This is a genomic window from Prevotella sp. oral taxon 299 str. F0039 (assembly GCF_000163055.2).
In the GTDB taxonomy this organism is placed as follows: domain Bacteria; phylum Bacteroidota; class Bacteroidia; order Bacteroidales; family Bacteroidaceae; genus Prevotella.
Window position 1 is genome coordinate 1,152,539 of sequence record NC_022111.1, and the last position, 26,641, is coordinate 1,179,179.

Consider the following 26,641-nt stretch of genomic DNA (forward strand, 5'->3'; position numbering starts at 1 on the left):
TTTTAACAAGGCCTACTGAAACGAAAAAATAAATATCAAAAAAGTAATAACTAACAAAAACAATTTTATTATGAAGTTTAATCGATGGATATGCTTAACAGCTGTGTCGTTGTTGATATGCAACGCCATGAAAGCCCAGCAACCTTATGGAGGATGTTGGCATCCAGAAAAGGTGAAAAACTGGAGTCCTGAAACCGATCCCGATGCAAAATTCAACCGCAGTAGGGTTCCTTTGGCAAAACGTTTTCAAGAGCCAACGCTCATGAAAGCAAACAAAAACCAATATTACGAAGGACAAGTTTGTAACGCAACAATCCTCTTTCCTACCTGTAGTTTATGCCCTTCACAAGGTGCTAACAACTTCCTTGGCTATCAACCCACCTACTGGCAATACATGGATAAGCTGGTTTATTGGGCTGGTTCGGCTTCAGAAGGTATCATCATTCCACCGCCAAGTGGATCTATCGATGCTGCCCATCAAAGTGGAGTGAAGGTTCTTGGACAGATATTTTTCCCTCCTCACGCTTTTGGAGGCAATAGTGCTTGGGTTACAGAGATGCTTGTTCAAGAAAATGGAAAATATGTATTTGCTAAGAAACTCTACGAAATTGCGAAATACTTAGGTTTCGAAGGTTGGTTTATCAACGAAGAAACCACTCACGGACACATTTCAGAATGGGCACAATTCATTAAAGAATTCAATGGATATGCAGAGGCAGATGGCAACCATGATATGGAAATTCAATGGTATAATGCTGATAATACTCCTAGTGCCGATATCTTAAAATCGCATAAAAATACCTCACAATTCCTCGAATATGGTAGCGTTGGCGATTATAGAAGCCAAGCACCAGAATTCAATTGCACCGCTGGTGACGTTTATAAAAAAGTTTATTGCGGTATTCAAACAGTGTATGCAGGCTTGTGTGGCTTTGGTATCGACCTTAGAAAGGCCTTCCCTAAAGACGGACATGTGGGATCTGTAGACCTATTCTGCCCCGAAGAACGCATTTGGAAAGACAATGTTAAGGACTATTTAGGTACCCCTAATGCACAAGGTGATGTGGCTTATAGCGCAATTCGTCGTACTTTCGATAATGAAGACATCACTTGGGTGAACCGTTCAAAGAACCCTTCTATCGAAGCCGATACCGAATCGGGCTACAAAGCATGGCCAGGTATGTCGGGTTGTGTGCTCGAACGTTCTGCAATCACTTCTCTTCCATTCACCACATCATTCTGTGTGGGTGTGGGTAAACATCGTTTTGTGAAAGGAGAAAAGCGCAATACACAAGATTGGTATCATTCTGGTATGCAAAGCGTGATGCCAACATGGCGTTGGTGGATTGAAAATGGTTCATCATTAACACCATCTATCGATTGGGATTTGGCTTATAACGGAAGTAACTCTATCAAAATAGATGGTTCGCTCACACAAGGCGACCACCTTATGCGTCTCTATAAAACCCAAATAGAAATTAAAGAAGGTGGCAAGTTGCGCCTCGTTTATAAAACAACTACAGAAAATTCTGTTGAAGTGAAATTGGGAACAGAGAGTAGTGTTACTACTGGTTTAGTGAAGTTAGAAAACGTTACACGTACAAAAGAAGGCGATTGGACTATCGACGAGTACGACTTGAGCCAAGTAAAGGGTAAAACTGTTTATATGGTGGCACTCAACTTAAAGAGCGAAATAAATATTTTTAATTATACATTGTGGCTTGGCGAGCTTAAAATGTTACCTGCAAACTATCAACCACAAGCAGTTAATGTAACGAATTTAGAGAATAAAACCACTCTTGGAGATAACGGAGGCGACCTTCGTTTAACATGGGATTGGGCAGAAAATGCCGATTTAGATCACTTTGATATCTACACAAAGACCTCTAATGGAAAAGATGTTTTAGTGGGACAAACCCGTGATGAGGCTTTCTATGTGCCTAAGTTCGAACGCAATGCCAACGACCTTAAGCTCGATGTGAAACTTGTTCCTGTGATGAAAGACGGCTCTGAGGGAACTGCTCAAACCTTAGAAGCAAGCTATCCTAAACCAACTACACCTAAAGTGATTGTGAAACCTTCGAAAGGTTATATCAAAGTGGGCGAGAAAGTAACTCTTAAAGCCATTGCAACAGGTAATCCAACAGGTTATAAGTGGTTACTTCCTGCTTCTTTACAAGTAGTTAATAATGGTTCATTGGTTGGTCCTCAAATCGAAGTAACAGCCCTTAAAGAAGGTAAACAAGACATCACTATTGAGGTAACTAACGCTATTGGCACTACAAAAGAAACCTTCTCGGCTTTCGATGTGTTAAGCGAATCAGACTTTAATTCGGTTGCTAACGTGGCAATTAAGGGTGTTGTGAAGAGCTTCAACGGCTCAACCAATAACAGAGAAACACCTACTAACATCATTGATGGTGTGCAAAATCCTTACGGAGTGTCTGCTAAATGGTGTCACATCGGTACCAACCACGAATGTGTTATCGACTTGAAGACTTCTTATCGTTTGTATGGTTTCAAGATTTTCGACTGCAAGTCGGGTCCTGAACAAAACGAAAACTTCGATAAATACCGCATTTATGTGAGCGAAGATGCTGAAAACTGGACTCTTGTTGTAGACGAAAAGGGTCGTGCAAATGATAATATTAAGAGCGATAACATCACTCCTACACGAGCACGCTATGTGAAGTTGAATCCTTATTCAGACGAGGGTATGACTCTAAGAATATGGGAATTCGAGGTATATGGAGCCAATTTAAGTAACATGACCTTAGAAGCACAAAGCGAATTGGTGTTGAATGCAAACGAAACAAAAGACGTTACCGTTAAATATAACTTAAATGGTGATAGTCGTTCACCAGAATTTAAGTACAATGTGAAAGTGGTAAAGGGTAAAGCAACTGTTGGACAAGTTCGAGAAAACCAAGCAGAAAGCACAATTACCTTCCCTGTTACTGCTCAAAATAGCTTTGGCACATCTCAAATTAAAGTGGTTGTCGACAATGGTGGCACCTCTAAAGAATGCGAAATTGCCGTTATCACCGACGATCCTAATGCAGAAAGCGTACTTAAAGGAATGACTGCTACTCTAAGAAAGTATACTGAAGATTATTCTTATAGTGCTCCTTACACTTCTACAACAACCACTCAGTTAACCGATGGCGACACAAATGCAATTGGTTTTGAAGAATTTGATGATGCATGCAAGTATCGTCAAGACTTCTGGGCTGTTTTCGAATCACCCACAAGATTTAATATTTCAAAGATAAAGGTAAGTATTCCTAATAATAATAAGGGTGAAAACGAGAACGATGAAACTGCTCTTGTGAACAAGGAAATTGATATTATGGTGAGTGAGAATGGAAACGACTGGAGAACTATTCACACCTTTAGCGATATTAAAGAAGCAACATCACTTGTTCACTATTTTGCTAAGCCAGAAAAGGCAAAATATTTGGCAGTAGTTTCTACTCTTTATCCTTATAGCTACCCAGCTCTTTCAGAAGTAGAAGTATTTGAACAACCTGTAAAGCAATCGAAAAATGGAGTTGTTCCTGTAACTATTTCTGAAGGTTGGAATGCCGATGTTATTGCAGAAGCACGCAAAGCAGATGCTCATACCACTCATACGCTCGATCAACAAGGATGGGTACTTTATACAAGTGCAATTCAAGAGCAAGGTTCTTTGTGCGATGAATCAGGTTTAATTACCACCACTTCAGGTAACGAATATCAGTTAGCCGACTTCACTAGCAAGAATGCTTTGGTATTGAAGCGTACTTCTGATGTAGGAAATCTTGTGTTCGAAGAACCAATAACCACCAAAGAACTATATGTATTAGCAATATGTGCCGATGGAAGTGGCGGTATTTCAATCACTCCTATCTACAGCGATAACTCACGTGGAATATTTAATCAATTCTATATTTACGACTGGTTTGGAGGCAGTGAAGGCACTGCTAAATCTGGATTAGGACGTATGAAGCGTGGTTATAAAGATGGTATACGTGAAGAACTTATAGAAGATAACTATAAATTCCGCTTGTTTGAACATAAAATAGATATTGATGAAAGCAAACAATTAAAAGGAATTTCTGTTAAAAGGCTAAGAGGTGGAACTCCTACATTGCTTGCCGTGTCTATGAAGAGTTCAGAAACAACAGGAATTATGAACATTACGACCGAAAGCAACAGCACCATCGTGGGTATCTACACCATCGACGGCTTGCGTCTCACAGCTCCTGTTAAGGGAATCAACATCATTAAGTATGCCGACGGCACATTTAAGAAAGTATATATCAAATAATGTAGCGAACAAAAGCATCCTTATTAGCAGTTAATAGCACGTTAATTAGTGGGCAATAGCACTCTTATTAGCAGTTAAAAGCTATCTTGTTAGAAGGGTGAAAATGAAAGGAGTGGGTTCTATTTTGTTAGAACTCACTTCTTCTTTTTATGAGGGTAAATTCTCAATGATAGAGAGGTTACTCCTTTTTTTAATGGGTTTGTGATGTTTATTTCACCACCTTTTATAAATCTTTTAGCCTTTTGGGGTGCTCGTTCCTCAGAAATATTATTACAATCAGATTTACTTTCCAGAAGAAGAATGGGCAGAAACGGAAAAAGGCATTGACAATGAGATGAATAGTGAAAGGAATAAAGAAAATGTGTATGCGTTATTGTATTTAATTATTGATTATAAATATTAAAATATGAAAATTAATTGTTTCATTTTGTAGAATCTTTCTAAATTTAAATTCCGCCTTTTGAAAATTATTTTATTCTATATAAAAACATAAATGATTATGAAAGTAACCTATGACATGAAATCTTGCTTCTCTGCACTTCTCATTGCAAGTGGAGTAACGATGTGCTTTCCACTTCAAATGCAAGGAGGAAACCACGTGGTTGCCGCTCCCATTACAGCAACTCCAGTGCAAACAATCGTAGTAAAAGGTTATGTTCACGACACCAAAGGCGAGCCAGTGATAGGCGCTGGCATACAAGTGGTGGGCTCGAAGATAGCCACAATAACCGATATCGACGGCAAGTTCTCGCTAACAGTACCATCAGGTAGTAGTTTATTAGTTTCTTACATCGGCTTTGTCACTAAAGAAGTGAAAGCGAATGCCAATTTAGATGTAACCCTAAGTGAAGACAATCACTCGTTAGACGAAGTGGTTGTGGTGGGTTATGGCAACATGAAAAAGAGAGATTTAACAGGAGCTATATCATCAGTAAAAGGCTCTGAGGTGGCATTAGCAGGTGTTGCGTCGGCCGCTCATGCGTTAGCTGGAAAGGCAGCAGGTTTATATGTTCGCCAAAACTCTGCACAGCCAGGTGGTGGACTCGATATCTTGGTGCGTGGAGCAGGCTCGGTGAACGCCAATAACGACCCCCTTTATGTTGTAGACGGATTTCCTATTGCAAAGATCGATCAGCCTCAAGGTGTGAACGATCGTATGAATCCAGGAACACAAGGTGTGCTTAACTTCCTTAACCCTAACGACATCGAACGAGTTGAGGTGCTTAAAGACGCTTCGGCAACAGCCATTTATGGTGCTCGTGCGGCAAATGGTGTGGTGATTATCACCACTAAACGAGGTGCTGAAGGTAAGCCACAGGTTGACTATTCGTATAACTATTCGTTCCAAAAATACTCTGATAACTACGACATGTTATCACTTCAAGAGTGGATGGTTGAGAAAAACAAATCTACTTGGGAGTATTGGGTTTGGGAAAACGGGGTTGGTCCATGGGGAGGAAAGACTCTCGAGGCTGCCATTAGATCGCCTAAAGGGGGCTTATCTTATACTCAACCTTATACCGAAGCGCAAATTGCAGCAGCAGGAGCAGGTACCAATTGGTTAGATCTTATCACTCGAAACGGACAAGTGCAAGAACATAACCTTAGTTTAAGAGGTGGTTCGAAGGCTACACAATATATGCTTTCGCTCAATTATTTCGATAATCAAGGTATTATTCGCAATTCGGGAATGACCCGTTACACCCTTAAAACAAATATCGACCAAAAGTTCTTAGACATATTTAAATTGGGATTGAACCTTACCCTCACTCGCATCGATAACGCTAACACACAGCTTGGTGGCGAAAGATGGGAGAAATCGGGAATGATTAGAGCTGCTGTTCAAATGGGACCTCATATCAAAGCCTTCGATCCTGTTACAGGAACCTATCCTATCAACCCATTATTGGGAACTCAACCCAACCCCTATTCGTTGCTCAACAACATCGACGAGAGTAGAACTGACCGCCTTTTGGGTAACATCTTCCTTGAGGCTACTCCTATTCAAGGACTTAGTTTGAAATTGAATGCAGGTATAGACCGCACCAGTCTCTTCCGTGGAACCTACGAACCCAAAACAACTTTGTGGGGACATAACACCAATGGAAATGCAGATGTGTATAACAACGACAACAATCAATATTTGTTAGAGGCCACTGCAAGCTACACTCGTACCTTTAAAGACATTCATAAGTTATTGCTTTTGGCTGGTACATCATACGAACAATTCGAATTTAAGAACTCAAGATCAGGTAACAACGACTTCCTTACCGACGCCTTTGGCTATCATAACCTTGATGCTGGAGCAGGACAAAAGCGTGTTGGATCGGGATATAGCAAGAATAACATGGAGAGTTATTTCTTTAGAGCTAACTATATCTTGAAAGACCGCTATTATCTCACTGCTACTATGCGTGCCGATGGTGCCAGTGTGTTTGCAAAGAACCACAAATGGGGTTATTTCCCATCTGTTGCTTTAGGCTGGACGATGAGCGAAGAGCCCTTTATGAAAGACCTTCATTGGCTAAGTATGCTTAAATGGCGTTTGAGTTGGGGACAAACTGGTAACTCAGACATTGGTACAAACGCTTTCACAAGCTATGCTGCACACGCTACTTTCAATAAAGAAAACAACTCACAAGTGATGGGTGTGTATCGCTCAAGATTGGCTAATCCCGACCTAAAATGGGAAACTACCACTGAATGGAACTTGGGTTTGGATATGGGTTTCTTGAATAATCGTATCCTTGCCAGCGTTGAATTCTATCATAAGGTGGTTTCTGACTTGTTGAACTACAAGCCTTTGAATGCTTATCAAGAGATTACACGAGTGATGGCCAACGTGGGAAAAACCCAAAGTACGGGTGTTGAGCTAACAATTAATACCAAAAACATCGACTCACGCAACTTTAAATGGTCTACAGACTTCACTTTCACTGCCTATAAAGACCGTTGGAAGGAACGTACTCCCGACTGGAAGCCTGGCGTTTATGAACGAGTAGACGACCCAATTCGTCCTATCTACACTCGTTTGGCAGACCATATCTTGCAAATTGGAGAGCAAGTGCCCGATGCACAACCTCTTTTACGTCCAGGAGAACTCGTTATTAAAGACATCAACGGATATCGTCGTGACGCTAACAAACAACCTATTGTAGACGAAAATGGTCGTTTTGTGCTCACAGGAGAGCCCGATGGCTTGATTGATGATGCCGATAATGTGCTTTTAGGCTCACAAGATCCCAGTTGGTTAGCAGGTATTACCAATACATTTAAATACAAAGATTTCGATTTGAACATTCAACTCAATGGTATGTTTGGTCGTAGAATGCAAGATCCTACAGAGATGGCTTATGGTCTTGGCGGTGGAGATTTGGCTCGATATGGCTACAATGCGTTGAGAAAGATTAAAGATCGTTGGACTTGGGACAATCCTTCTACCACCCAACCCACTTCGTTTAATGGCTGGGGAAACAACTACACATCAGGCGATTGGTATTATCAACGTGCGTGGTTCATACGTTTAACCAACATAAGTTTTGGTTGGACGTTGCCAAAAGCATGGATAGCACGCACCAAAGTGTTGTCTCGTGTTCGTCTATCGCTTAGCGCAAACAACCTATTCTGCATCACTCCGTATAAGGGATTAGACCCTGAAACCGACTATTATGCAGCTTCTTATCCCAATGCTCGTACCTATAGCATGGGTATCAATGTAACATTCTAACCCTTAAAAAAGTATGACGATGAAAAAGATAAAAGGCTTAACCCTATTATTTACTATGGCTGCTATGGCATTTACCACAGCATGCTCAGACCTTACGCCTGTTGATTATTCTGAAATCAATCCCAATAACTTCCCTAAAAACGAAAGTGACGTAGAGGCTTTGGTGATGGATTGTTATCGACCTTTGCGTGGTGACTGGTGGGATGGAATATATTCGCCATCTGAAAGGGGTGTGATGTTTATCAACGACTGCACAACTGGTATCTTAACAGGCGACTTTGGAGCCCAAAAGATGGCTGCAGAGCTTAATTTCTTCCCCACAAGCGAAGAAATCACTTGGTTTTATTTCACCCGAAACACCTCAAGTTATAGTGGTGGATACATCAATAAAATAAGTACTTGCACCCTCACTCTCGACGACATAGCCAACGCTCCTATCAGTGATAGCAGGAAAAAGGAATTCGAAGCCGAAGTGCGTTGTGCTCGTGCGTTCCTCACTTACACTCTATATGATATGTACGGACCTTTGGTTATCGCTCCATTAGAGGTGTTGAAGAATCCTTTACAAGAGCAACCACTACCTCGTTTGTCAAGAGAAGAGCAGGTGAAGTTTATCGAAGACGACTTGTTGTTTGCTGCAGAGCACCTTCCTATGCCTAATAAAGCAGAGTATGGACGTTTCAGTAGCGGCTTTGCTAAGATGTTGCTCATACGTCTTTATTTGCACGAAACAGCTGTAAACAAAGACTATTACAACAAAGTAGAGACCGTAGCAAACGAGTTAATGAGCCCACAATATGGCTATCAGTTGCAAAGAGATTATGTAAAGATGTTTGAACTCGGCGGACAGGGCAGCGCAAACAAAGAAATTATCTATGCTTTACCTTGTTCTTACGACGGACCAGGCGTTAATCAGTGGCACATGATGGTGCTTCCTACCGACTTTGCACAAGGAGGTATGAGCGGAGGATGGGCAACTGTAACCAGTACATGGGCCTTCTACGATTCATTCGAGGCTAAAGACGTGCGCAGAACAAAGCTACTCACCAGCTATATAAGCTCAACTGGCGAACAGATTGATCGCAACACTCCTCAATCTAAATTGGCAATGGGTCCTATTGCATTGAAAATGGGTTACGATCCACGTGTTAGTGCAAGTGGAGGACATTCGGATATCGACCTCATTCTATATCGTTATGCCGATGTTTATTTGTCTTTGGCAGAAGCATTGTCGCAGAAAACAGGTGCATCAGGTGCCGATCTTGCTAAGGCAGTGAGTCTTATCAATGTCGTTAGACAACGTGCTGGGCTCGATAACCTATCTGCAAGCAACCTCAATACACCCGAAAAGGTGCTCGATGCATTGTTAACAGAACGTTGGCATGAGTTCTGGTGCGAGAATGGACAGTTCCGTTCCGACCTCATTAGACATCATAAGTTGGTGCAATGGGTAAAGAAAATCAACAATTCGCCTTATGCTGAAGAGTATAAAGAGTTGTATCCCCTTCCTTTATCTGCCATTATCGATGGCAAGGGTGCAGTAAAACAAAACGCAGGATATCAATAATCAATATGCTCCACCTAAGCTCTTGCGCTTTGGGTGGAGCACAAATAAAAAACAATATGAAGACATTACATAATATTTTGTTGGGTGCATTGACATTTATGGCTGTGGCATGCGGAAGTGATAGCAAAGGAGGAGACCCCGTTGTAGAGCCTCGTCCAACCACACCTACCGCTCTAAAGACTATTCATTTAGGCCTAAGCAATGCCGAAATTGCCAACCCCGAACGTGGTTTCTACAATTTGTTAGAAACCAATTCTACCGATCCCGTTACCTTGCAAGCTCTTAAAAATATAAGAAACGATGGTAAAACATTGGTTCAGTTGGTGTATTATCTGCCCGAATATCGCACAAGTGATTTGCCAGAAAGCTTTATAACCAAAGTAGAAGCAGACCTCGACAGAGTGCGTGAGGTAGGAATGAAAGCCATTTTGCGCTTTGCTTACACAAGTGATCAAAACGGATCAGATGCTCCTATGAGCAGTATTTTGCGTCATCTCGACCAAATTAAACCTATTCTACATCACAAAGTGGGAGTCATTGCTTGCGTTCAAGCAGGCTTTATAGGCGCTTGGGGCGAGTGGTATTATTCGTCAAATCATCTTAATAACACCACTGCTTATAACCAAGTGATTAGTAAGTGGCTCGAAGTGTTGCCCGAAGAGCGTTGTGTTCAGGTTAGAACACCTAAATATAAGCAAGATTTTGTGGGCAGTAGCAATGCTCTTACCCTCGAAACTGCATTTAAAAACACACCAATAGCACGCATTGGACACCACAACGACGCTTTTATGACCGACGATACCAACATGGGTACCTATCAAGACGTTGATAAAGACAAGCGTTATGTGGCTCAAGACGCTCTTTATGTGCCATTAGGAGGCGAAACAACCAAGCCTTCGGGTGCTAAAATGGCTTCGGGTAAAGAGGCTTTAGCTGAGATTCAAACCCTACACTGGTCGTTCTTGAACGATGGTTATTACAAACCATTGCTCGATAACTGGAAAACTGGAGGCTATTTAAATCAGATGAAGAAACTACTTGGCTATCGTCTTTATGTAAGCAAAGCTGAGTTTAGCGAGCAAAATGCACCTGGAAGCGACCTTGTTTTAAACTTAACAATGGGCAATGCAGGCACAGCATCGATGTATAACGCTCGTCCTGCAGTGATAGTACTTATTCAAGAGGGCACCAACAGCGAGTATGAGGCAGTTAGTGGCATCGACTTGCGCACCATTCAGCCTGAAACAACCACTACATTTAAGTTGACTTTCAAACTTCCAAGCACTATTGCTGAAGGAAAATATAAGGTGATGATGTGGCTTCCCGATGGCAATAACGAGTTGAAAAACATGCCCGCTTATGCCGTGCAGTTGGCAAATAACAATGTGTGGAACAGCGCAACAGGTTATAACAACTTAGGCATCAGCATCAATATTGCTCAAAGCAAAGATGCTAAGGCAGGCACCTCATCTATCACTTTCGTGAAGAAAAAATAAAGAACAACACCTCAATAGAATTGGTTGAAGGCGTAATGCCTCACCTGTTGATGATTTCAATCTATACCAAAACAACAAAATGACTCATCTAAACACCTCTAATAGCCCAACAACAACCACCCCTAAGGGTAATAACGGCTTGGCACAAGGCTCTTCAACAGAGATCTTTAACAAGGCAACTGCTCCACATTCGGGACGATTATTATCGCTCGACCTATTGAGAGGGGCCGACTTAGCCCTCTTAGTGCTCTTTCAACCCATTATTTATCAATGGGTAGAAGCCAGCGAACCCACGCCTGGAAGCTTCGGAGAGATGGTCTTTGGGCAGATAACCCACGTGCCTTGGGAGGGCTTTTGCTTTTGGGACATCATCATGCCGCTGTTTATGTTCATGTCGGGAATAACCATTCCCTTTTCAATGGGCAAGTATCAGCAAGGCAAAGTAAAGGCCGATAAAGGCTTTTTGTGGCGTCTTTTAAAGCGATTTGTGGTGTTATGGGTTTTAGGAATGATTGCACAAGGCAATTTGTTGTTGTTCGATCCACGCCTCATTCACCTTTATAGTAACACCCTTCAGAGTATTGCTGTGGGCTATGTGATGGTGGCTTTGCTCTTTGTTTACACCTCGTGGCGCACGCAATTGGCCGTTGTTGCGGCCTGTTTGGTGGGCTATGTGGCGGTGTTTGCTATCTGGGGACAGATGGATTTCACCATAGATGCAAACATTTGCGAAGAGATCGACCGACAAGTGTTGGGTCATTGGCGAGATGGTGTGCTGTGGAAGGGCGACAATTGGTATTGGGACGATTCCTATCACTACACTTGGATTCTCTCATCGCTCAACTTTGTGGTAACCGTTTACCTTGGTTGCGTGGCAGGAATGATACTTAGAATGAAGCTACAAGACCTCAAAAAAGTACGCATCTTGGTGTTCTCGGGTGTGGCACTCATTGCTTTGTCGTTCCTTCTTCACCCCGTTGTGCCCATCATTAAGCACATTTGGTCTACCTCAATGACCTTTTTGTCGGGTGGAATCTGCCTTTTATTAATAGCATTAGCCTATTATTGGGTAGATATTAAAGGTAAAACAAAGGGTATTATGTGGCTTCGTTTCTATGGAGCCAATTCACTTGTGGCCTATATGGTGGGCGATCATGTGAGTTTTTCATCAATAACCAACTCTATTTTTTATGGATTTCAACCTCTGTTGGGCAACTATTACGATGTATTAGAGGCTTCCGTACAGGGAATTATCGTACTCCTCATATTAAGATGGATGTACCATTCAAACATTTTTATTAAGGCATAACTAAAATCATAACATTATGTTTAAACCAATATTTTATTCTCTTGTGTTGCCATTGGCCATCGCTTTGGTGGGATGTAGCGACAATAATGAAGTTATAAACATGGAAAAAAATGGTCCGAAACCCACAATGGACCTTCACATAACACCTCAAGACGGCTTGGTATATGGCGAAAAGGTGAATGTTTCGGGACTAATGACCGACGAACGCAACTTAGAACAATACGTTATAACCATCACTAACTCTGCAGGCGACACCCTTGTGCGCAAGCAACAAAGCCTATTGGGACAAAGCTTTAACGTGAATACCGACCTACTTGTGTCGCTTCCTAAAAACGCTAAGACCGAGAATTTAAAGCTAAGAGTGCGCCTCGACAATAGTAGAAATGGCGAAGCAGTAGAAGAATTCGACATCAATAACGTGTCTGCACCCACCTTTGATCAGCTTTATCTCTTCCTTTCAACAGGCGAGGTTTATCCTCTTGTTAAGAATGGCGATGAGTTCTCTGTGGCAGACGACATCTTCTTCCCAGCCAACACCAAAGGTATTGTGGCATCAACACCCGACAATTCGGGCATGTATTGGGGCGTTTCTAATGGCGAAATAACCACTATGGCGAAAGATTCTATCGTTATTGGTGCTGATATCGACGCCTCGTTTAAAGTGACTTTCAACCCTGTTACCTTCGAACTAACAAAGGGTGAGAAGCATTTCTGGGCTCCTTTGAGCGACAGCGAACGCTTTTATATCTTAGGAACGATATCGGGTCACTGGAAAGATGGCGAAATTACCGAGCCTAAAAAGAAAATGGCTATGAAGGGATTTGGCTACGAAGATGCTCAATATTTCACTTGGACAGCACCCGATGGCGACGATCCTGAAGTGGGAATGTGGGGCAGTACATCGTCTGGAGTATTCAGATTGAAACAGCCTTCAACAGGAAAATACATCCTTTGGGACGGCAAGAACATTGTGATGAGCAACACCGACGACAAGAGCAAGAGCTTCCCTGTAACCGATAAGGGCAACTTCACTATTCGTGCAGAATTCGAAAAAGGAGTGTGCACCATGGTGAAAGTGAGTGGATCGGGCAAGTCGCTCACCTTTAGTAACGGCAAAGTGAGTGTCAACGGACAAGAAATGCAGTCTTCAATAACCTTGAATGGTCAACAACTCAATATGAAACAAGGCAACAACTATGTTTACGAAGGAGTGTTGAACCTAAAAGAAGGACAAAAAATATCAGCTCCATTCAGTCTTGCTTCATTCAAGGGTAGCACCGATTTGTTCGATGGCGTGGGCAATGAAACATGGACATTAAAAACCGCAAGCGACAAGTATTATATCCGACTCGACCTCTTCAATGGCGAATTCTATGCTTGTCCACTTTCGGCTTATCCTCAGTTTATCTATTTAGACGGCTGGAGTTTGGCTCCAAGAGAAGATGCTAACGACATTGTTTGGAATGCCGAAAAGGTTATTCCACTTGCTCGTACAGCTGCAGGAACATACGAGGGCACCTTCTATAACTTTGGTTGGGGCGGCGATGTAGCCTTTTATGTAACCCATCCTCGTAGCGGTAAGTCTTTAAGACTGCCCAATGCGGCTTTCAAATCTACTTTCACTAACGCAGGAAGTGGCCCTGGTAGCTTCCGCATTCCTTCTGCTGCAGGCTACTATAAAGTGGTTATCGACCTAAAAGAAGGCATCGAGATTAAGCCTAACGACGAGGTTGTGAAAAAGGGTTCTACACCTTTCACACTCGACTATATAGCGAAATAAATCACCACTCACCCCCTCTCCTCCCCCAAAAGGCGGGAAAGGGGGTGTTTTAAAAGGGATATCTCTCTTTCAAAACAAGCATAAATAGTGGTAGATCAGTCTATCTTGTGTTACTTAAACAACTCTTAAACATCTTAACAACAAAAAGAAATATGTACAAACGCACACGCACGCTTTTCGTTTCCCTTTTCTTTGCGCTCGCTTCGCAGGCTCAAAACGTCACCAACATAACGCCTTTGCCTGGCGAACGATGGTGGGGAGGGGCCACAGCCTTAGGCTCTAAAATGCCCTTTGGCAACGAATTGCCTTCGTTTAACCTCTTTAACCAAAACAACAACAACCAAGTTTCGCCCTTATTGCTCTCGAATAAAGGCAGATATATATGGAACGACCAACCTTTTACCTTTAGTGTAAAGCAAGGAGTGTTGAATATCGATTCGCCTTTCGAAGTGGTTGAGGCTCAAAAGCACGGCTCAACGCTTAGAGATGCTTACGTTGCTGCAATGAAAGCGCATTTCCCACCAAGTGGAAAGTTGCCCGATAGCTTGTTTTTCACCATGCCTCAATACAACACATGGATTGAATTGATGTATAATCAAAATGAAAAAGATGTGTTGAAATATGCCGAAGACATCGTGAAGAATGGCTTTCCGCCTGGAATTATCATGATAGACGATAACTGGCAACACTATTATGGCAACTTTGAGTTTAAGCCCGACCGCTTTCCAAACCCCAAAAACATGGTGAAACGATTGCACGACATGGGCTTTAAGGTGATGTTATGGATCAGTCCGTTTGTCACTGCCGACTCGCCTGAATACCGATTGCTTGCCGAAAAGGGCTATTTGCTCAAAGATACGACCCATCGACCAGCCATTATTAAATGGTGGAACGGCCAAAGTGCGGTGTTCGACTTTACCAATCCCGATGCTCGTAGCTACTTTATCAATGAATTGCGTAACATGCAGCAAAGCTATGGCATCGACGGATTTAAGTTTGATGGCGGAGATAACCAGTTTTACGACCGCAAAGACCTTGTGTCGTATGGCAATAAGCACCTCAACTCGGTGGAGCACACACGAGCATGGGCAGAAATTGGCTTGCATTTTCCTTTCAACGAATATCGTGCAGGTTGGCAAATGGGCGGAAAAGAACTCGTGCAACGCTTGGGCGATAAAGATTATTCGTGGCAGGCAGTGAACCTTCTTGCTCCCGATATGATTGCAGCAGGATTGTTGGGTTATGCTTATTCTTGTCCTGATATGATTGGTGGAGGCTCGTTTGGCACCTTTTTAGGTATCGATTCTAAGTCATTCGATCAAGAACTCATCGTGCGTTCGGCTCAAGTGCATGCCCTTATGCCCATGATGCAGTTCTCGGTAGCCCCTTGGCGCATTCTTGATAACGAGCATTTGCAAATTGTTTGCGACATGGCGAAGCTCCATGCCAGCTTTGGTCACTACATATTGCAGTGCGCACGTCAGTCGGCTATTACGGGAGAACCTATCGTTCAAAGCTTAGAATATGCCTACCCTAACCGTGGTTACGCTGAAATAAACAACCAATGGATGTTGGGTGGTGAGTATATGGTGGCTCCAATGGTGGGCAAAGGCAGAAGTAGAACAGTGGTGTTGCCTCCTGGAAAGTGGAAAGACGACCAAGGACGTCTGTTAAAAGGCGCACGAACCATCACTATTGATGTGCCTCTTAACCGCCTACCCTACTATAAAAAGATGTAACTCCAACCGCTCTTTTATTGCCTTAGGAAGTCGCTTTTACCGAATAAGAATTCTCTTTAATCGTACAAGGAGTATAATTGACTGCACAAGGAGTATAATAGACCGAGCAAGAACTCTAAATTGACAACATAAGGAGTTTAATTTACCGCATAAGGCACTCTGAAAATGCTCTTTTTCGAAGTGCTTTTTTTGTTTCTTGCAAATAAAAGCATTCTCCTTAGCAGTTAATAGCATTTTTATTAGCGTTTAAAAGCATTGCGGTTGGTGGGTAAAAGTACTGCGGTTAAGCAATCTCTTTGGGGGCATATCAAAATAAAAAGCGACACCATAAGATGTCGCTTTCGTTGTTTTATTGAGAATTGAGGTACGCTTATCTCAAGTGGAATTTACCTGTTTGACTGAAATCTACAAGGTATGGAGCACTTGTGAACTTATCGAAATTGATAAGAGAGAGTATGAAACTTGGTGAAGCTTTGACAACCTCGCCTTGTCAATTCACCCCTTTTGTGGTTCAAAAGAATTGTTATTGAGGTGAAATGTCGCCCCTTTTACGGTAGAAAAGGAGTGATATTGCGGAGATTTTTGCGTAGCGAAAAGAAGTCGCACCCCTCCACTTGATAAAGAAGAGCGTGAGGAGTGAAAAGAAAAGGAATATTTTTTTAGAAAATAAAAAGCAGTATAATAATGAAAGAATACTTTTGTAAGTGTTTGATATATAATATATTATAATATTGATAAGGTAAATTTTTCAGAGAAAAAGATGAGAACAAAGGGAAAAGAAAATAAAAAAAAGATAGTGAAAAATTTGGAAGTAATATAAAAAAACACTACTTTTGCACTCGCAATTGTCCCATGGTGTAATGGTAGCACTACAGATTTTGGTTCTGCCAGCGGTGGTTCGAGTCCACCTGGGACAACAAAATAAGGCAATCATAACGATTGCCTTATTTTATTTTTGTATGAAACTATCAATTATTTAATAGCGTCATTTAATTCTGCACCAGCCTTAAATTTAGCTACTTTCTTAGCAGGAATGTTGATTTTTTGTTTTGTTGCAGGGTTAATACCTGTACGAGCTGGACGTTCGTTTACGCTAAATGTACCGAAACCAACAAGTTGTACTTTGTCACCTGCTACCAATGCAGCTTTAATTGCTTCTGTTGTTGCGTCTAAAGCTTTCTTTGCAGCTGCCTTGCTTAGGTCAGAACCAGCTGCGATTCTTTCGATTAATTCTGTTTTGTTCATAAAATCTATTGTTTATTTATTAAGAGTTCTAGTTATCTTCTACAATTATTCGCAAATATAAAGAGAACATTTCATAAAACAAACAAAATAAAAGAAAAACTTTGCTAGAACCCTTAAAAAAACGTGTTACAGCTTGTTATTGGGCATAAAATCGATATTTTTTTGTATTTTTGTGCAGTTATTAAAGCTTAAAAGTAAAAAGAATTATGATGCGCAGTATTCCATTTGCAACCAAGAATCTTCTGATTATAAATATAATTCTCTTCCTTGCCACTATTGTTTATGGCGGTTCTGAATTGGCAGGAGAAACACAATACCGACTCAACGACTTGTTGGGTTTGCATTTTTTCCTTGCTCCCGACTTTCGAATTTATCAACTTTTCACCTATATGTTTATGCATGGTAGTTTTCAGCATTTGTTTTTTAACATGTTTGCGCTGTGGATGTTTGGTGGAATTGTTGAGGAAACCTTTGGCAGAAACAAGTTTCTATTTTTCTATTTCGTGTGTGGAGTGGGAGCAGGATTGCTTCAAGAGGCGGCTCAGTTTGGTGAGTTCTACTTTGCAGTGAAGAACCAATTGCCCGATTTCTCGTTCTCCGACATTGCCACAGTGGCGCACAATAGTGGAAATGTGCTGAATCTTTGGACCACAGTGGGAGCTTCGGGAGCCGTTTATGGTATTCTGTTAGCATTTGGAATGCTCTACCCCGAGCAACGAATTTTTATTTTTCCCATTCCCGTTCCCATCAAAGCAAAGTGGTTTGTGATGATTTATGCAGGTATAGAATTGTTCTATGCCATGTCGGGAACCAGTACTAATGTGGCGCATTTAGCGCATCTTGGCGGTATGTTGTTTGGCTTTATCTTGATAAAATACTGGCAGAAACACCCTGCTTCGGCAGATCGTGTAGACGATGTGATGAACCTTTTTGGCAATATTGGTAAGAAACACTTTAATAGTTCAAAAACTAAAACACCGCATCAAGGTAGCTCTACAACCACACATCATGGCAATGTAGACTGGGATTATAACGCTAAACAACAGCAAGAGCAAAACGAAGTAGACGCTATCTTAGATAAGATTAGGCGAAACGGCTATGACAGCTTAACCAAAGAGGAGAAACAACGTCTCTTTGATCAAGGTAAAAAATGATATGATGAAGGCACTTTTTGATTGTTAACCCACCATTTTAACAAGCAAGAGGTTGCCTTCTTTTCTTTTAATATTCATACAAAAAGATTTCAACAACATAAAAACAATCAAGATGAACATACTAAATGGCATTATAATTCGTGGCATTGCCATAGCCAATGGGGCAGTTGTGGCATTGATGATGATAACGGGTTATGCTTATTTCTTTTCTCCAATCAATCACCCTTTGCTATCGGCAACAGGTGTGTTGTTTCCCATTTTCTTGGCATTGAACATCTTGTTTTTGGTGTTTTGGGCGTTGGTGAAACTTAAATATTGCTCCATTCCCATTCTAGGCTTGGTGCTTTGTTATATTCCAACCCATCAATATGTGCCGTTAAACATACAGAGCAACGCACCAGAAGGTAGCTTAAAAGTACTCTCTTACAACATTCAAAGCTTTGGTTATGAACCAGAAGACGAAACCAGAGATGAGCAAAACCCCATCGTTCAATATATAGCCAACAGTGGTGCCGACATCGTTTGCTTGCAAGAAGCCCCAAAATGGCGCATCGAAAACGAAGTGGTAAGCACCTTAAATCCCATTTATCCCTATCAAAGCGAAGTGGCTCACGAAACCAGTGGCGATGTTTTAGCACTTTATAGTAAATATCCCATTATCTCAACCGAACGTATTCCCTTCGACAGCGAGATCAATCTTAGCGTGGCATATCGCATTAAAGTGGATAATGACACCATATTGGTGGTGAACAATCACTTAGAATCAAACAAGATGACAAAGGCAGATAAGGCAGGATTCAAGAATATGGTGAAAGGCAATATATCGAATAGTGGAACAAAACAAGAAAGCAGTTTGTTGCTCAATAAGTTGGCACTTGCAGCCCAGAAAAGAGCCGTTCAGGTAAAAGCCGTAGTTAGTGTGCTCAAAAAATACGAGAATCTACCCCAAATTGTTTGTGGTGATTTTAATGAATGGCCTAATGGTTATGCCTTAAACACCTTGCAAAAGACGCTCACCAACAGCTTTGTAGAAACAGGAAACGGAGCTGGTTGGAGCTATCATCGCAGTGGAATGTATGTGCGAATTGATAACATCTTGTGTTCGAAACAATTCAAACCATATAAAGCAAAGGTAGATTCTGAAATCAAAACCAGCGATCACTATCCCATTTATTGCTATTTAGAACGTATAAAAGAACATTGAAAAAAAAGCAAGAAACTATCAATATTTTTTCAATAATCATAAAAATATACTATCTTTGCACATCTATCTAATAGAAAAACAATAATCAAAATAATAAAAACAAAATGCAAAACAAAGGAATTGTAATTGTAACAGCAGTCTTACTGACCCTTGCAAGTATCTTTTATTTGTCTTTTTCGTTTGCCACTCGTTACTATGATAGCAAGGCAGAAGCAATAAAAGATCCTATAGCTCAGCAAGATTATAAAGACTCTGTTAAGTATTTAGGTATCTATTCTTACCAAAAATGCTTAGAAACTCAAATCGGATTAGGTCTTGACCTTAAAGGAGGTATGAACGTAATTCTAGAGATTTCAGTACCAGATGTTCTTGAAACACTTGCAGACCACAAAACAGATGCTTTCTTTGTGAAGGCTATGGAAGAAGCAAAGAAAGAAGAAGAAACAAGCCAAGGCGATTTTATTTCGTTGTTTGTTAAGTCTTTTAAGAAGAATGCTTCAGGTCATCGTTTAGCCGAAATCTTTGCAACTCAACAGTTGCAAGGCAAAATTTCGCCTAATAGTAGCGATTCAGAAGTAGAGAAAGTGTTGAGAGAAGAAGTTAAAAATGCTATTGATAACTCTTTCAACGTAGTTCGTACACGTATCGACAAATTCGGTGTTGTACAGCCAAACATTCAGAAGTTAGAAGGACAAGAAGGCAGAATCATGGTAGAAATGCCTGGTATTCGTGAGCCAGAGCGTGTTCGTAAGCTTCTACAAGGAAGTGCAAACCTAGAGTTTTGGGAAACATTCAATTCCGACGAGATTGTTCCTTATCTTGTTCAGTTAGACCAACGCTTGGCAAATGGTGAAACAACAGCCGACACAACAGCCGTTGCCGACACTGCAAAGGTGGCTAAGGCAGCAGAACCAAAGCTAGAGTTGAACACCAACAAAAAAGCAAATGCTAAGCTAAACGTAAACGATGAGGCTAAGATAGCAGAAGCAAAACGTGCTCATCCATTGCTTTCAATGCTTCAAACAACAGGAAACGGAGCACTTGCTCTTGTAGGTTTTGCAAGCGTTCGTGATACAGCCGAAATCAACAAAGCCATCTATTCAGCAACAGCAAAACAAGTATTGCCTTCAGATGTGAAGCTTATGTGGAGTGCTAAGCCAGAAGATGGAATCAAAGCAAAGAACATCTATGGCTTATATGCTATCAAGGTGACCACAGCTAACGGTAGAGCACCACTCGAAGGTGATGTTATTACCGACGCAAAAGACCAATTTAACAACCTAACAGGTGCTCCTGAGGTAGGAATGACAATGAACACCGAAGGTGCAAGACGTTGGGCAGCTCTTACAAAGGCTAACACAGGCAAGGCAATTGCCATTGTTTTGGACGGAGTTGTTTACTCTGCGCCTCGTGTTAACGGCGAAATCGACGGCGGTCAATCATCAATTTCAGGTAGTTTCACCATCGAAGATACCAAAGACTTGGCTAATACACTTAAATCAGGACGTATGCCAGCACCAGCTCGCATTGTTCAAGAAGAAGTAGTAGGACCAACTCTTGGAGCACAATCAATTCAACAAGGAATCGTTTCATTCGGTATTGCTTTCGTAATCCTTATGATCTACATGGTAGTGATGTATGGTTTCACACCAGGTATGATGGCAAACATCGCTTTGTTGGTTAACTTATTCTTCACATTAGGTATTCTTACATCATTCCAAGCAGCCCTAACGCTATCGGGAATTGCAGGTATGGTGCTCTCACTCGGTACTGCAGTAGACGCCAACGTGTTGATATACGAACGTACAAAAGAAGAGTTGAAACTCGGAAAAGATACCCGTCAGGCCATGTCAGAAGGTTATCGAAATGCATTCTCAGCTATTTTCGACTCCAACTTCACATCAATCATCACAGGTATCATTCTTTATGTGTTCGGAACAGGACCTATTAGAGGATTTGCAACCACATTGATTATTGGTATTATCTGTTCATTCTTCACCGCAGTTTACTTGACACGTCTAGTGTTTGAAAATAAGATGAACAAAGGAAAGTGGTTAAATCTTACTTTCACAACAGGTATTTCAAGAAACCTAATGACCAACACTCATGTCGGTTTCATGAGCTTCTATAAGAAAACATTTAGCGTAGTAGGAGTGATTATCCTTGCTGCTATTGTAAGTTTTGCAGTGAGAGGTTTAAGTAGAAGTATCGACTTCACAGGTGGACGCAACTATGTTATCACCTTCGAACGCCCAGTTGAGCCAGAACAAATACGTGGAATCATTGCCAACGCATTCCCAGGCACAACCACTGGCGCACTTGCACTAGGTACCGACCACAAAACAATAAGAATTTCAACCAACTATAAGATCGAATCTAACAGTCCAACTGTAGACGACGAGGCTGAAACCATCTTATACAAGGCATTGAAGAAAGCTGGATTTGTTTCTCAACCAAATGTTGAATCATTCAAGAATCCAGACATTAGAGAAGGTGGTTCTATCATCAGTAGTACTAAAGTAGGACCATCAGTGGCTAAGGATATCACCCACGGAGCCATTCTAAGTGTTGTTCTTGCATTGTTTGCAATATTCATCTACATCCTTATCCGTTTCCGCAACATGGCGTTCTCAATTGGTTCAACCGTTGCACTTGCGGTAGACACCATCATCGTATTAGGCGTATATAGCCTATGCTGGGGTTGGATGCCATTCTCACTCGAAATCGATCAAACCTTCATCGGAGCTATTCTAACCGTTATTGGTTATTCAATCAACGACAAGGTGGTAGTATTCGACCGTATTCGTGAGAACATGCAACTACATCAAAAGCAAGATTTCAAAACATTGTTCAACGACAGTATCAACCAAACCCTAACCAGAACCATCAACACATCAACTTCAACCTTAATTGTGTTGTTGTGTATCTTCTTCTTAGGTGGCGAAAGTATCCGCAGTTTCTCATTCGCAATGAGTCTCGGTGTCATCGTTGGTACACTATCATCTATCTTCGTTGCAGCACCTATTGCCTTCCTAACACTTGGTAAGCAAAAAGGAAAAAGACGTGCATCTGCAGAAGTAGTTGAAGCATAATATACAGAAAAGAAATGGAAGTTACACCTATTAATATATAGGGGTATCTTCCATTTTTTATCTTTTTATCAGCAAACTACACCTCTATTACCATCTAACAACTATCATTTTATACATTAAAAAGGTAGCTTTTACATAGCTAACCCAACAGAAAATAAACGACTCAATACAAAAGTCCTTGCCGAAAGCTTTAACAAAAGTAAAGTGATGCAGTAGAGAGTTGTAAAAGATATTTTATTACTAATAATTTAATTCATTAACCGATTATGAAAAAGTTTACATTATTGGCTTGCGCCTTGATGTCGTGTACGCTCGCAAATGCACAGCGCACACCCACCCATCCATTGGATATTAAGGACGCAGAGTATAGTCAATTATCTTATTATTTCGACCAATGGTCTCCAGGAACACAGCCTCAAGGAGTATCACAGATGGACGACGAGTTTTATATTTCACGTGTAAAGCCTCGTAAAAGAATCTCAGAGTTAAACTATCAGGCTTCTCCTGATGCCGATCCAAATCGTAAAATGTGTATTTGGGTACCCCTCGACGACCCCACTTCTAAGTGGAAAGCACTTCCACGTTATTGCTTTGAGGGCGATAACTTTAGTCTTTGGTCTTACATCGACATACATGGTAACTGGACAGCACCATGGATGCGTGTCACAGCAGGCTTGTCAGACGTAGCCCATAAAAATGGTGTTAAGGTAGGATGTGTGATGAGTATTCCCTGGGCAGCAACAGTATTGTTCCGTGGTTGGAATATGGGTGATCACGCAAAAGTACTTGCTAAGTTTGCAGAAAAGAACAGAGATGGAAGCTTTAAAAACTCTTTAAAGCTTGTTAAGTTGATGAAGTATTATGGAATTGATGGTCTTGGAGTCAATTCTGAGTTCTATTCTACAACTGAAGTTATGAACACTCTTATCGAGTTCTTTGCAGATTGTCATAAAAAGGCAAAAGAAATTGGTTGGGAATTCCAATTATATTGGTACGATTTAACCAATGAATCGGGTAGTATGCGCCCTGATGGTGGTCTTGGTTCACATAACGAAAGAATGTTTGGTGCTAAAGATCACGAAGTTACCGACATGATGTTTGCTAACTATAACTGGAGAGATTACACCTTATCTTTATCAGAGCAAACTGCAGAACGACTTGGAAGAAGCAGTTACGACTATTATGCAGGCTTCGACATTCAAGGTCGTGCATTGAGAAATAGCAACTGGAGTTCTTTAAAGAACCACAAAATATCAATTGGTTTCTGGGGTGCTCACTCTCAAAGTCTTATCCATCAGAGTGCAACCGACAACGGAACAAGCGATATAGCTATTCAAAAGGCCTACTTGCTCAAGCAAGAATTGATGTTTAGTGGTGGTAATCGTAACCCTGCAGCACACCCCGGAATCAATACAAGCTCAACACTTGCTAACGCAAGTCTTAAAACTTTCCATGGTTTGGCAACTTTCTTAACAGCTAAATCAACCATTAACGAGTTGCCATTCGTCACCCGTTTCAACTTAGGTAATGGTCTTTCATTCCGCAACGAGGGTAAGGTTACATTCAACCACAAGTGGTATAACCTCAACACTCAAGACTTTATGCCTACTTGGAGATGGTGGATTACCAATAAAGAAGATGTAGTAAATGAATTTACTGTTAATGAACTTGTTAAAGCCGACCTTATTTTTGAAGACGCTTACTTTGGTGGTTCATGCTTAAGCCTACACGGAAAAACAGAATTCTCACGTGTAAAACTCTTTAAAACCTTATTGTCTGTAGACGGAGAAGACAAAATTTCGCTTACCTACAAGGTGATGAACGGCACAGAAAGCAAGGCTAAAATCTTTGTAAGTCTTAAAGATAACGTAACAGGCTATAAAGAAATTGCGCTTCCTGCAGCACAAAAAGAAGGCGAATGGACCACTTTTGAAACTACATTGAGCAAATTAGGCATCGATTCAGAGGCTCAAATTGCAATGATTGGTCTTGTGGTTGAAGGCACATCAGAAAACTATGACCTTCATGTAGGAGAACTTGCAGTTCGTGATTCTAAAAAAGTTCACGCACCTGCACAGCCTATGATTAAAGAAAAACAAATCATTAGAGGTCAATATAACACTGTAGACTTCAAACTTCGCTATGCAAGTAAAGAAGAATCAGGTGATATGAAGACTTATAACGAAGACGTAGACACTTGGTATTACGAAATTCTTTACCAACAAGAAGGTCAAGACGAAATGCTATTAACAACTACAGCGTCATGGGCTGCTTATGTTGTTGATGCGCCAATCGTTAAGGGAGACAACAGAAAAGTACGCTTCGGTGTTCGTGCAGTTGCTGCAGATGGCAAGACAAAGAGTGCAACAAGCTGGACAGCTTATGAGGAAATTCCTTATAACTCACCAAAAACAGATGTTGTTATCGATAAAGCTGTAGTGAAACCAGGCGAAACATTCACTCTAAAATTTGAAGATTACCTCATAAGTCCTGCAAAACAATGGCAACTTCGCAATTCAGCAACAGGCGAATTTGTGTATAGTGCAAGCAATGCAACAAGCATCACCACTTCATTAGAAGATATTGGTACTTATGATCTTGTGCTTACAGACTCTGAAGGAAAGACACACATCACTTGCGGTAAGGTGCAAATAACACCAGAAACAACAGGTGCAGTGCCTCAAATTACAGACATTAAGGCAGATAAAGCAACTGTAGAAACAGGCAAAGATGTAACCTATTCTGCAACAGTAAAAGAGGGACAAGGCCGTGTTTCTCGTGGTTTAGTGATCACAGACCCTAACATGTTCAAGATGCCTGCAGAGCTTCAAAAAGGCAATAGCTATACTTATGCTCTTTGGGTGAAGGCAGATAAGTTTGCACACGATAAGCAAGGAACGAACCTTATCAGTAAGAATACCATCAAAGACGGCTGGCCTCACAACAACTGGGGAGACCTTTGGGTTCAAATTCGTCCACAATGGAAAGAGCACATGGCTAACGAAGTGTCGTTTAACACAATGGGTTGGGAAGCTCACGACGAGCCAAACTCATCTGTAATGACAAAAGACCACCCAATGACACCAGGCGTTTGGTATCACATTGCGGTTACTCATAATGAGAGCGGACTACACGAAATATTCGTAAATGGTATGAAAGTGGGTTCAGGAACTCAACCTTCTTCAAAGAGAAGAGAGACAAGAAACGATGATAGAATTAAGTCTTCAGAACCTGCAGACATCTTTATTGGTGGCGGTGGTGTGTACAAGAGCGGTTTGAATGGATGCGTAGACGAAATTCAAATATGGAACAGACCACTTACAGAAGCTGAAGTTCAACGTGCAATGAAGGGTTACAAAGAAAGCGAAGTGCCCGATGGTTTGCAAGGATATTTCACCTTTGAAACTATGAATGCAGACGGAACCTTCCCTAACTTGGGTAAAGGTGGAGCAGACAAGACAGGTAGTTTAGTTCAACTTGTTGGTAGTGGTGGTGAAAATACCTCAACAGCAAGCTACGAACCTCAACACTCAGACAACGATGTTTTAGGCTATCCAGGTATCGAAGGAACTCTCGAAGTAACTCCAACATACACATGGACACTCGAAGGAGCTAACACTCCAACTGTTAAAGGCGAAACTGCTGTAGTTACATACAGCAACGCAGGCAAGGTGGGTGCAACCCTAACACTAAGCAACCGCTGGGGAGAAGCAACCTTAACTAAGGCAGAATTGGTTGACGTAACAGCTTCTACAGGTATCAACGGCGTTGAAAATGGTGTTGCTTTCGAGGCATTCCCTAACCCATTTGTAGAGAGTGTGAACCTTCGTTTTGCTGAAGGTGGAACCTATACTCTTAACGTATTGAACGCAAACGGCATGCTTGTTCAACGCAACTTGCTAACAACTGCTGCTGGTGAAGTGACCAACGTGAGCGTAACAGGTGCTAAAGGACTTTACATTCTTCAAATCGTGAAGGACGGAAAGACCTACAAGACAATTAAATTAGTAAAGAAGTAA

Annotated in this window: 12 protein-coding genes and 1 tRNA gene; 12 read left to right on the forward strand and 1 reads right to left on the reverse strand. The window is 41.4% G+C overall.

Translation table 11 applies throughout. From position 1 onward, the window contains the following. The first annotated feature begins 70 nt into the window (after positions 1-70). From HMPREF0669_RS07590 to HMPREF0669_RS07625, 8 genes are all read left to right on the forward strand, one after another. Positions 71-4,309 carry a discoidin domain-containing protein gene (locus HMPREF0669_RS07590; protein ID WP_020967309.1) on the forward strand — a complete coding sequence of 1,413 codons (4,239 nt, stop codon included), beginning with the start codon at positions 71-73 and terminating at the stop codon, positions 4,307-4,309. A gap of 493 nt (positions 4,310-4,802) precedes the next feature. Then, a complete protein-coding gene (locus HMPREF0669_RS07595) occupies positions 4,803-8,036 on the forward strand; it encodes a TonB-dependent receptor (RefSeq protein WP_009228061.1) in 3,234 nt (1,077 codons plus the stop codon). 19 nt (positions 8,037-8,055) lie between these two features. Continuing rightward, positions 8,056-9,603, forward strand: a complete 1,548-nt coding sequence (locus HMPREF0669_RS07600) for a RagB/SusD family nutrient uptake outer membrane protein (protein ID WP_020967310.1) — start codon at positions 8,056-8,058, stop codon at positions 9,601-9,603. A gap of 56 nt (positions 9,604-9,659) precedes the next feature. Next, positions 9,660-11,099 (forward strand): DUF4832 domain-containing protein, encoded by a 1,440-nt coding sequence (locus tag HMPREF0669_RS07605; protein ID WP_044045745.1) that lies wholly within the window; start codon positions 9,660-9,662, stop codon positions 11,097-11,099. A gap of 79 nt (positions 11,100-11,178) precedes the next feature. Then, entirely contained in the window at positions 11,179-12,408 is a 1,230-nt protein-coding gene (locus HMPREF0669_RS07610) for an acyltransferase family protein (protein ID WP_009228058.1), read from the forward strand. Between the two features lie 16 nt (positions 12,409-12,424). Next, positions 12,425-14,188, forward strand: coding sequence for a hypothetical protein (locus tag HMPREF0669_RS07615; RefSeq protein WP_009228057.1), 1,764 nt, complete (start codon positions 12,425-12,427; stop codon positions 14,186-14,188). A gap of 152 nt (positions 14,189-14,340) precedes the next feature. After that, positions 14,341-15,927, forward strand: coding sequence for a glycoside hydrolase family 31 protein (locus HMPREF0669_RS07620; protein ID WP_020967311.1), 1,587 nt, complete (start codon positions 14,341-14,343; stop codon positions 15,925-15,927). A gap of 846 nt (positions 15,928-16,773) precedes the next feature. Then, positions 16,774-16,844: transfer RNA gene (locus tag HMPREF0669_RS07625), tRNA-Gln, on the forward strand. A 55-nt stretch (positions 16,845-16,899) separates the two neighbouring features. On the opposite strand, the gene HMPREF0669_RS07630 is transcribed toward HMPREF0669_RS07625, so the two are convergent. Then, a complete protein-coding gene (locus tag HMPREF0669_RS07630; RefSeq protein WP_009228055.1) occupies positions 16,900-17,172 on the reverse strand; it encodes an HU family DNA-binding protein in 273 nt (90 codons plus the stop codon). A 209-nt stretch (positions 17,173-17,381) separates the two neighbouring features. Here HMPREF0669_RS07630 and HMPREF0669_RS07635 point away from each other — a divergent pair, with 209 nt between their 5' ends. The 4 genes from HMPREF0669_RS07635 (at position 17,382) to HMPREF0669_RS07650 (ending at position 26,641) form a co-directional block, all read left to right on the forward strand. After that, positions 17,382-18,326, forward strand: coding sequence for a rhomboid family intramembrane serine protease (locus HMPREF0669_RS07635; protein ID WP_044045746.1), 945 nt, complete (start codon positions 17,382-17,384; stop codon positions 18,324-18,326). Positions 18,327-18,438: 112 nt separating this feature from the next. Next, positions 18,439-19,530: an endonuclease/exonuclease/phosphatase family protein gene (locus HMPREF0669_RS07640; RefSeq protein ID WP_009228053.1), complete on the forward strand. Its 1,092-nt coding sequence runs from the start codon at positions 18,439-18,441 to the stop codon at positions 19,528-19,530. Positions 19,531-19,634: 104 nt separating this feature from the next. After that, positions 19,635-22,622 (forward strand): protein translocase subunit SecDF, encoded by a 2,988-nt coding sequence (gene secDF, locus HMPREF0669_RS07645; RefSeq protein WP_009228052.1) that lies wholly within the window; start codon positions 19,635-19,637, stop codon positions 22,620-22,622. Between the two features lie 266 nt (positions 22,623-22,888). Then, a complete protein-coding gene (locus HMPREF0669_RS07650; RefSeq protein ID WP_009228051.1) occupies positions 22,889-26,641 on the forward strand; it encodes a LamG-like jellyroll fold domain-containing protein in 3,753 nt (1,250 codons plus the stop codon).

Coding starts and splice junctions, on each gene's coding strand:
- HMPREF0669_RS07590 (WP_020967309.1), top strand. CDS start 71: ATGAAGTTTAATCGATGGATATGCTTAACAGCTGTGTCGTTGTTGATA.
- HMPREF0669_RS07595 (WP_009228061.1), top strand. CDS start 4,803: ATGATTATGAAAGTAACCTATGACATGAAATCTTGCTTCTCTGCACTT.
- HMPREF0669_RS07600 (WP_020967310.1), top strand. CDS start 8,056: ATGAAAAAGATAAAAGGCTTAACCCTATTATTTACTATGGCTGCTATG.
- HMPREF0669_RS07605 (WP_044045745.1), top strand. CDS start 9,660: ATGAAGACATTACATAATATTTTGTTGGGTGCATTGACATTTATGGCT.
- HMPREF0669_RS07610 (WP_009228058.1), top strand. CDS start 11,179: ATGACTCATCTAAACACCTCTAATAGCCCAACAACAACCACCCCTAAG.
- HMPREF0669_RS07615 (WP_009228057.1), top strand. CDS start 12,425: ATGTTTAAACCAATATTTTATTCTCTTGTGTTGCCATTGGCCATCGCT.
- HMPREF0669_RS07620 (WP_020967311.1), top strand. CDS start 14,341: ATGTACAAACGCACACGCACGCTTTTCGTTTCCCTTTTCTTTGCGCTC.
- HMPREF0669_RS07630 (WP_009228055.1), bottom strand. CDS start 17,172: ATGAACAAAACAGAATTAATCGAAAGAATCGCAGCTGGTTCTGACCTA.
- HMPREF0669_RS07635 (WP_044045746.1), top strand. CDS start 17,382: ATGCGCAGTATTCCATTTGCAACCAAGAATCTTCTGATTATAAATATA.
- HMPREF0669_RS07640 (WP_009228053.1), top strand. CDS start 18,439: ATGAACATACTAAATGGCATTATAATTCGTGGCATTGCCATAGCCAAT.
- secDF (WP_009228052.1), top strand. CDS start 19,635: ATGCAAAACAAAGGAATTGTAATTGTAACAGCAGTCTTACTGACCCTT.
- HMPREF0669_RS07650 (WP_009228051.1), top strand. CDS start 22,889: ATGAAAAAGTTTACATTATTGGCTTGCGCCTTGATGTCGTGTACGCTC.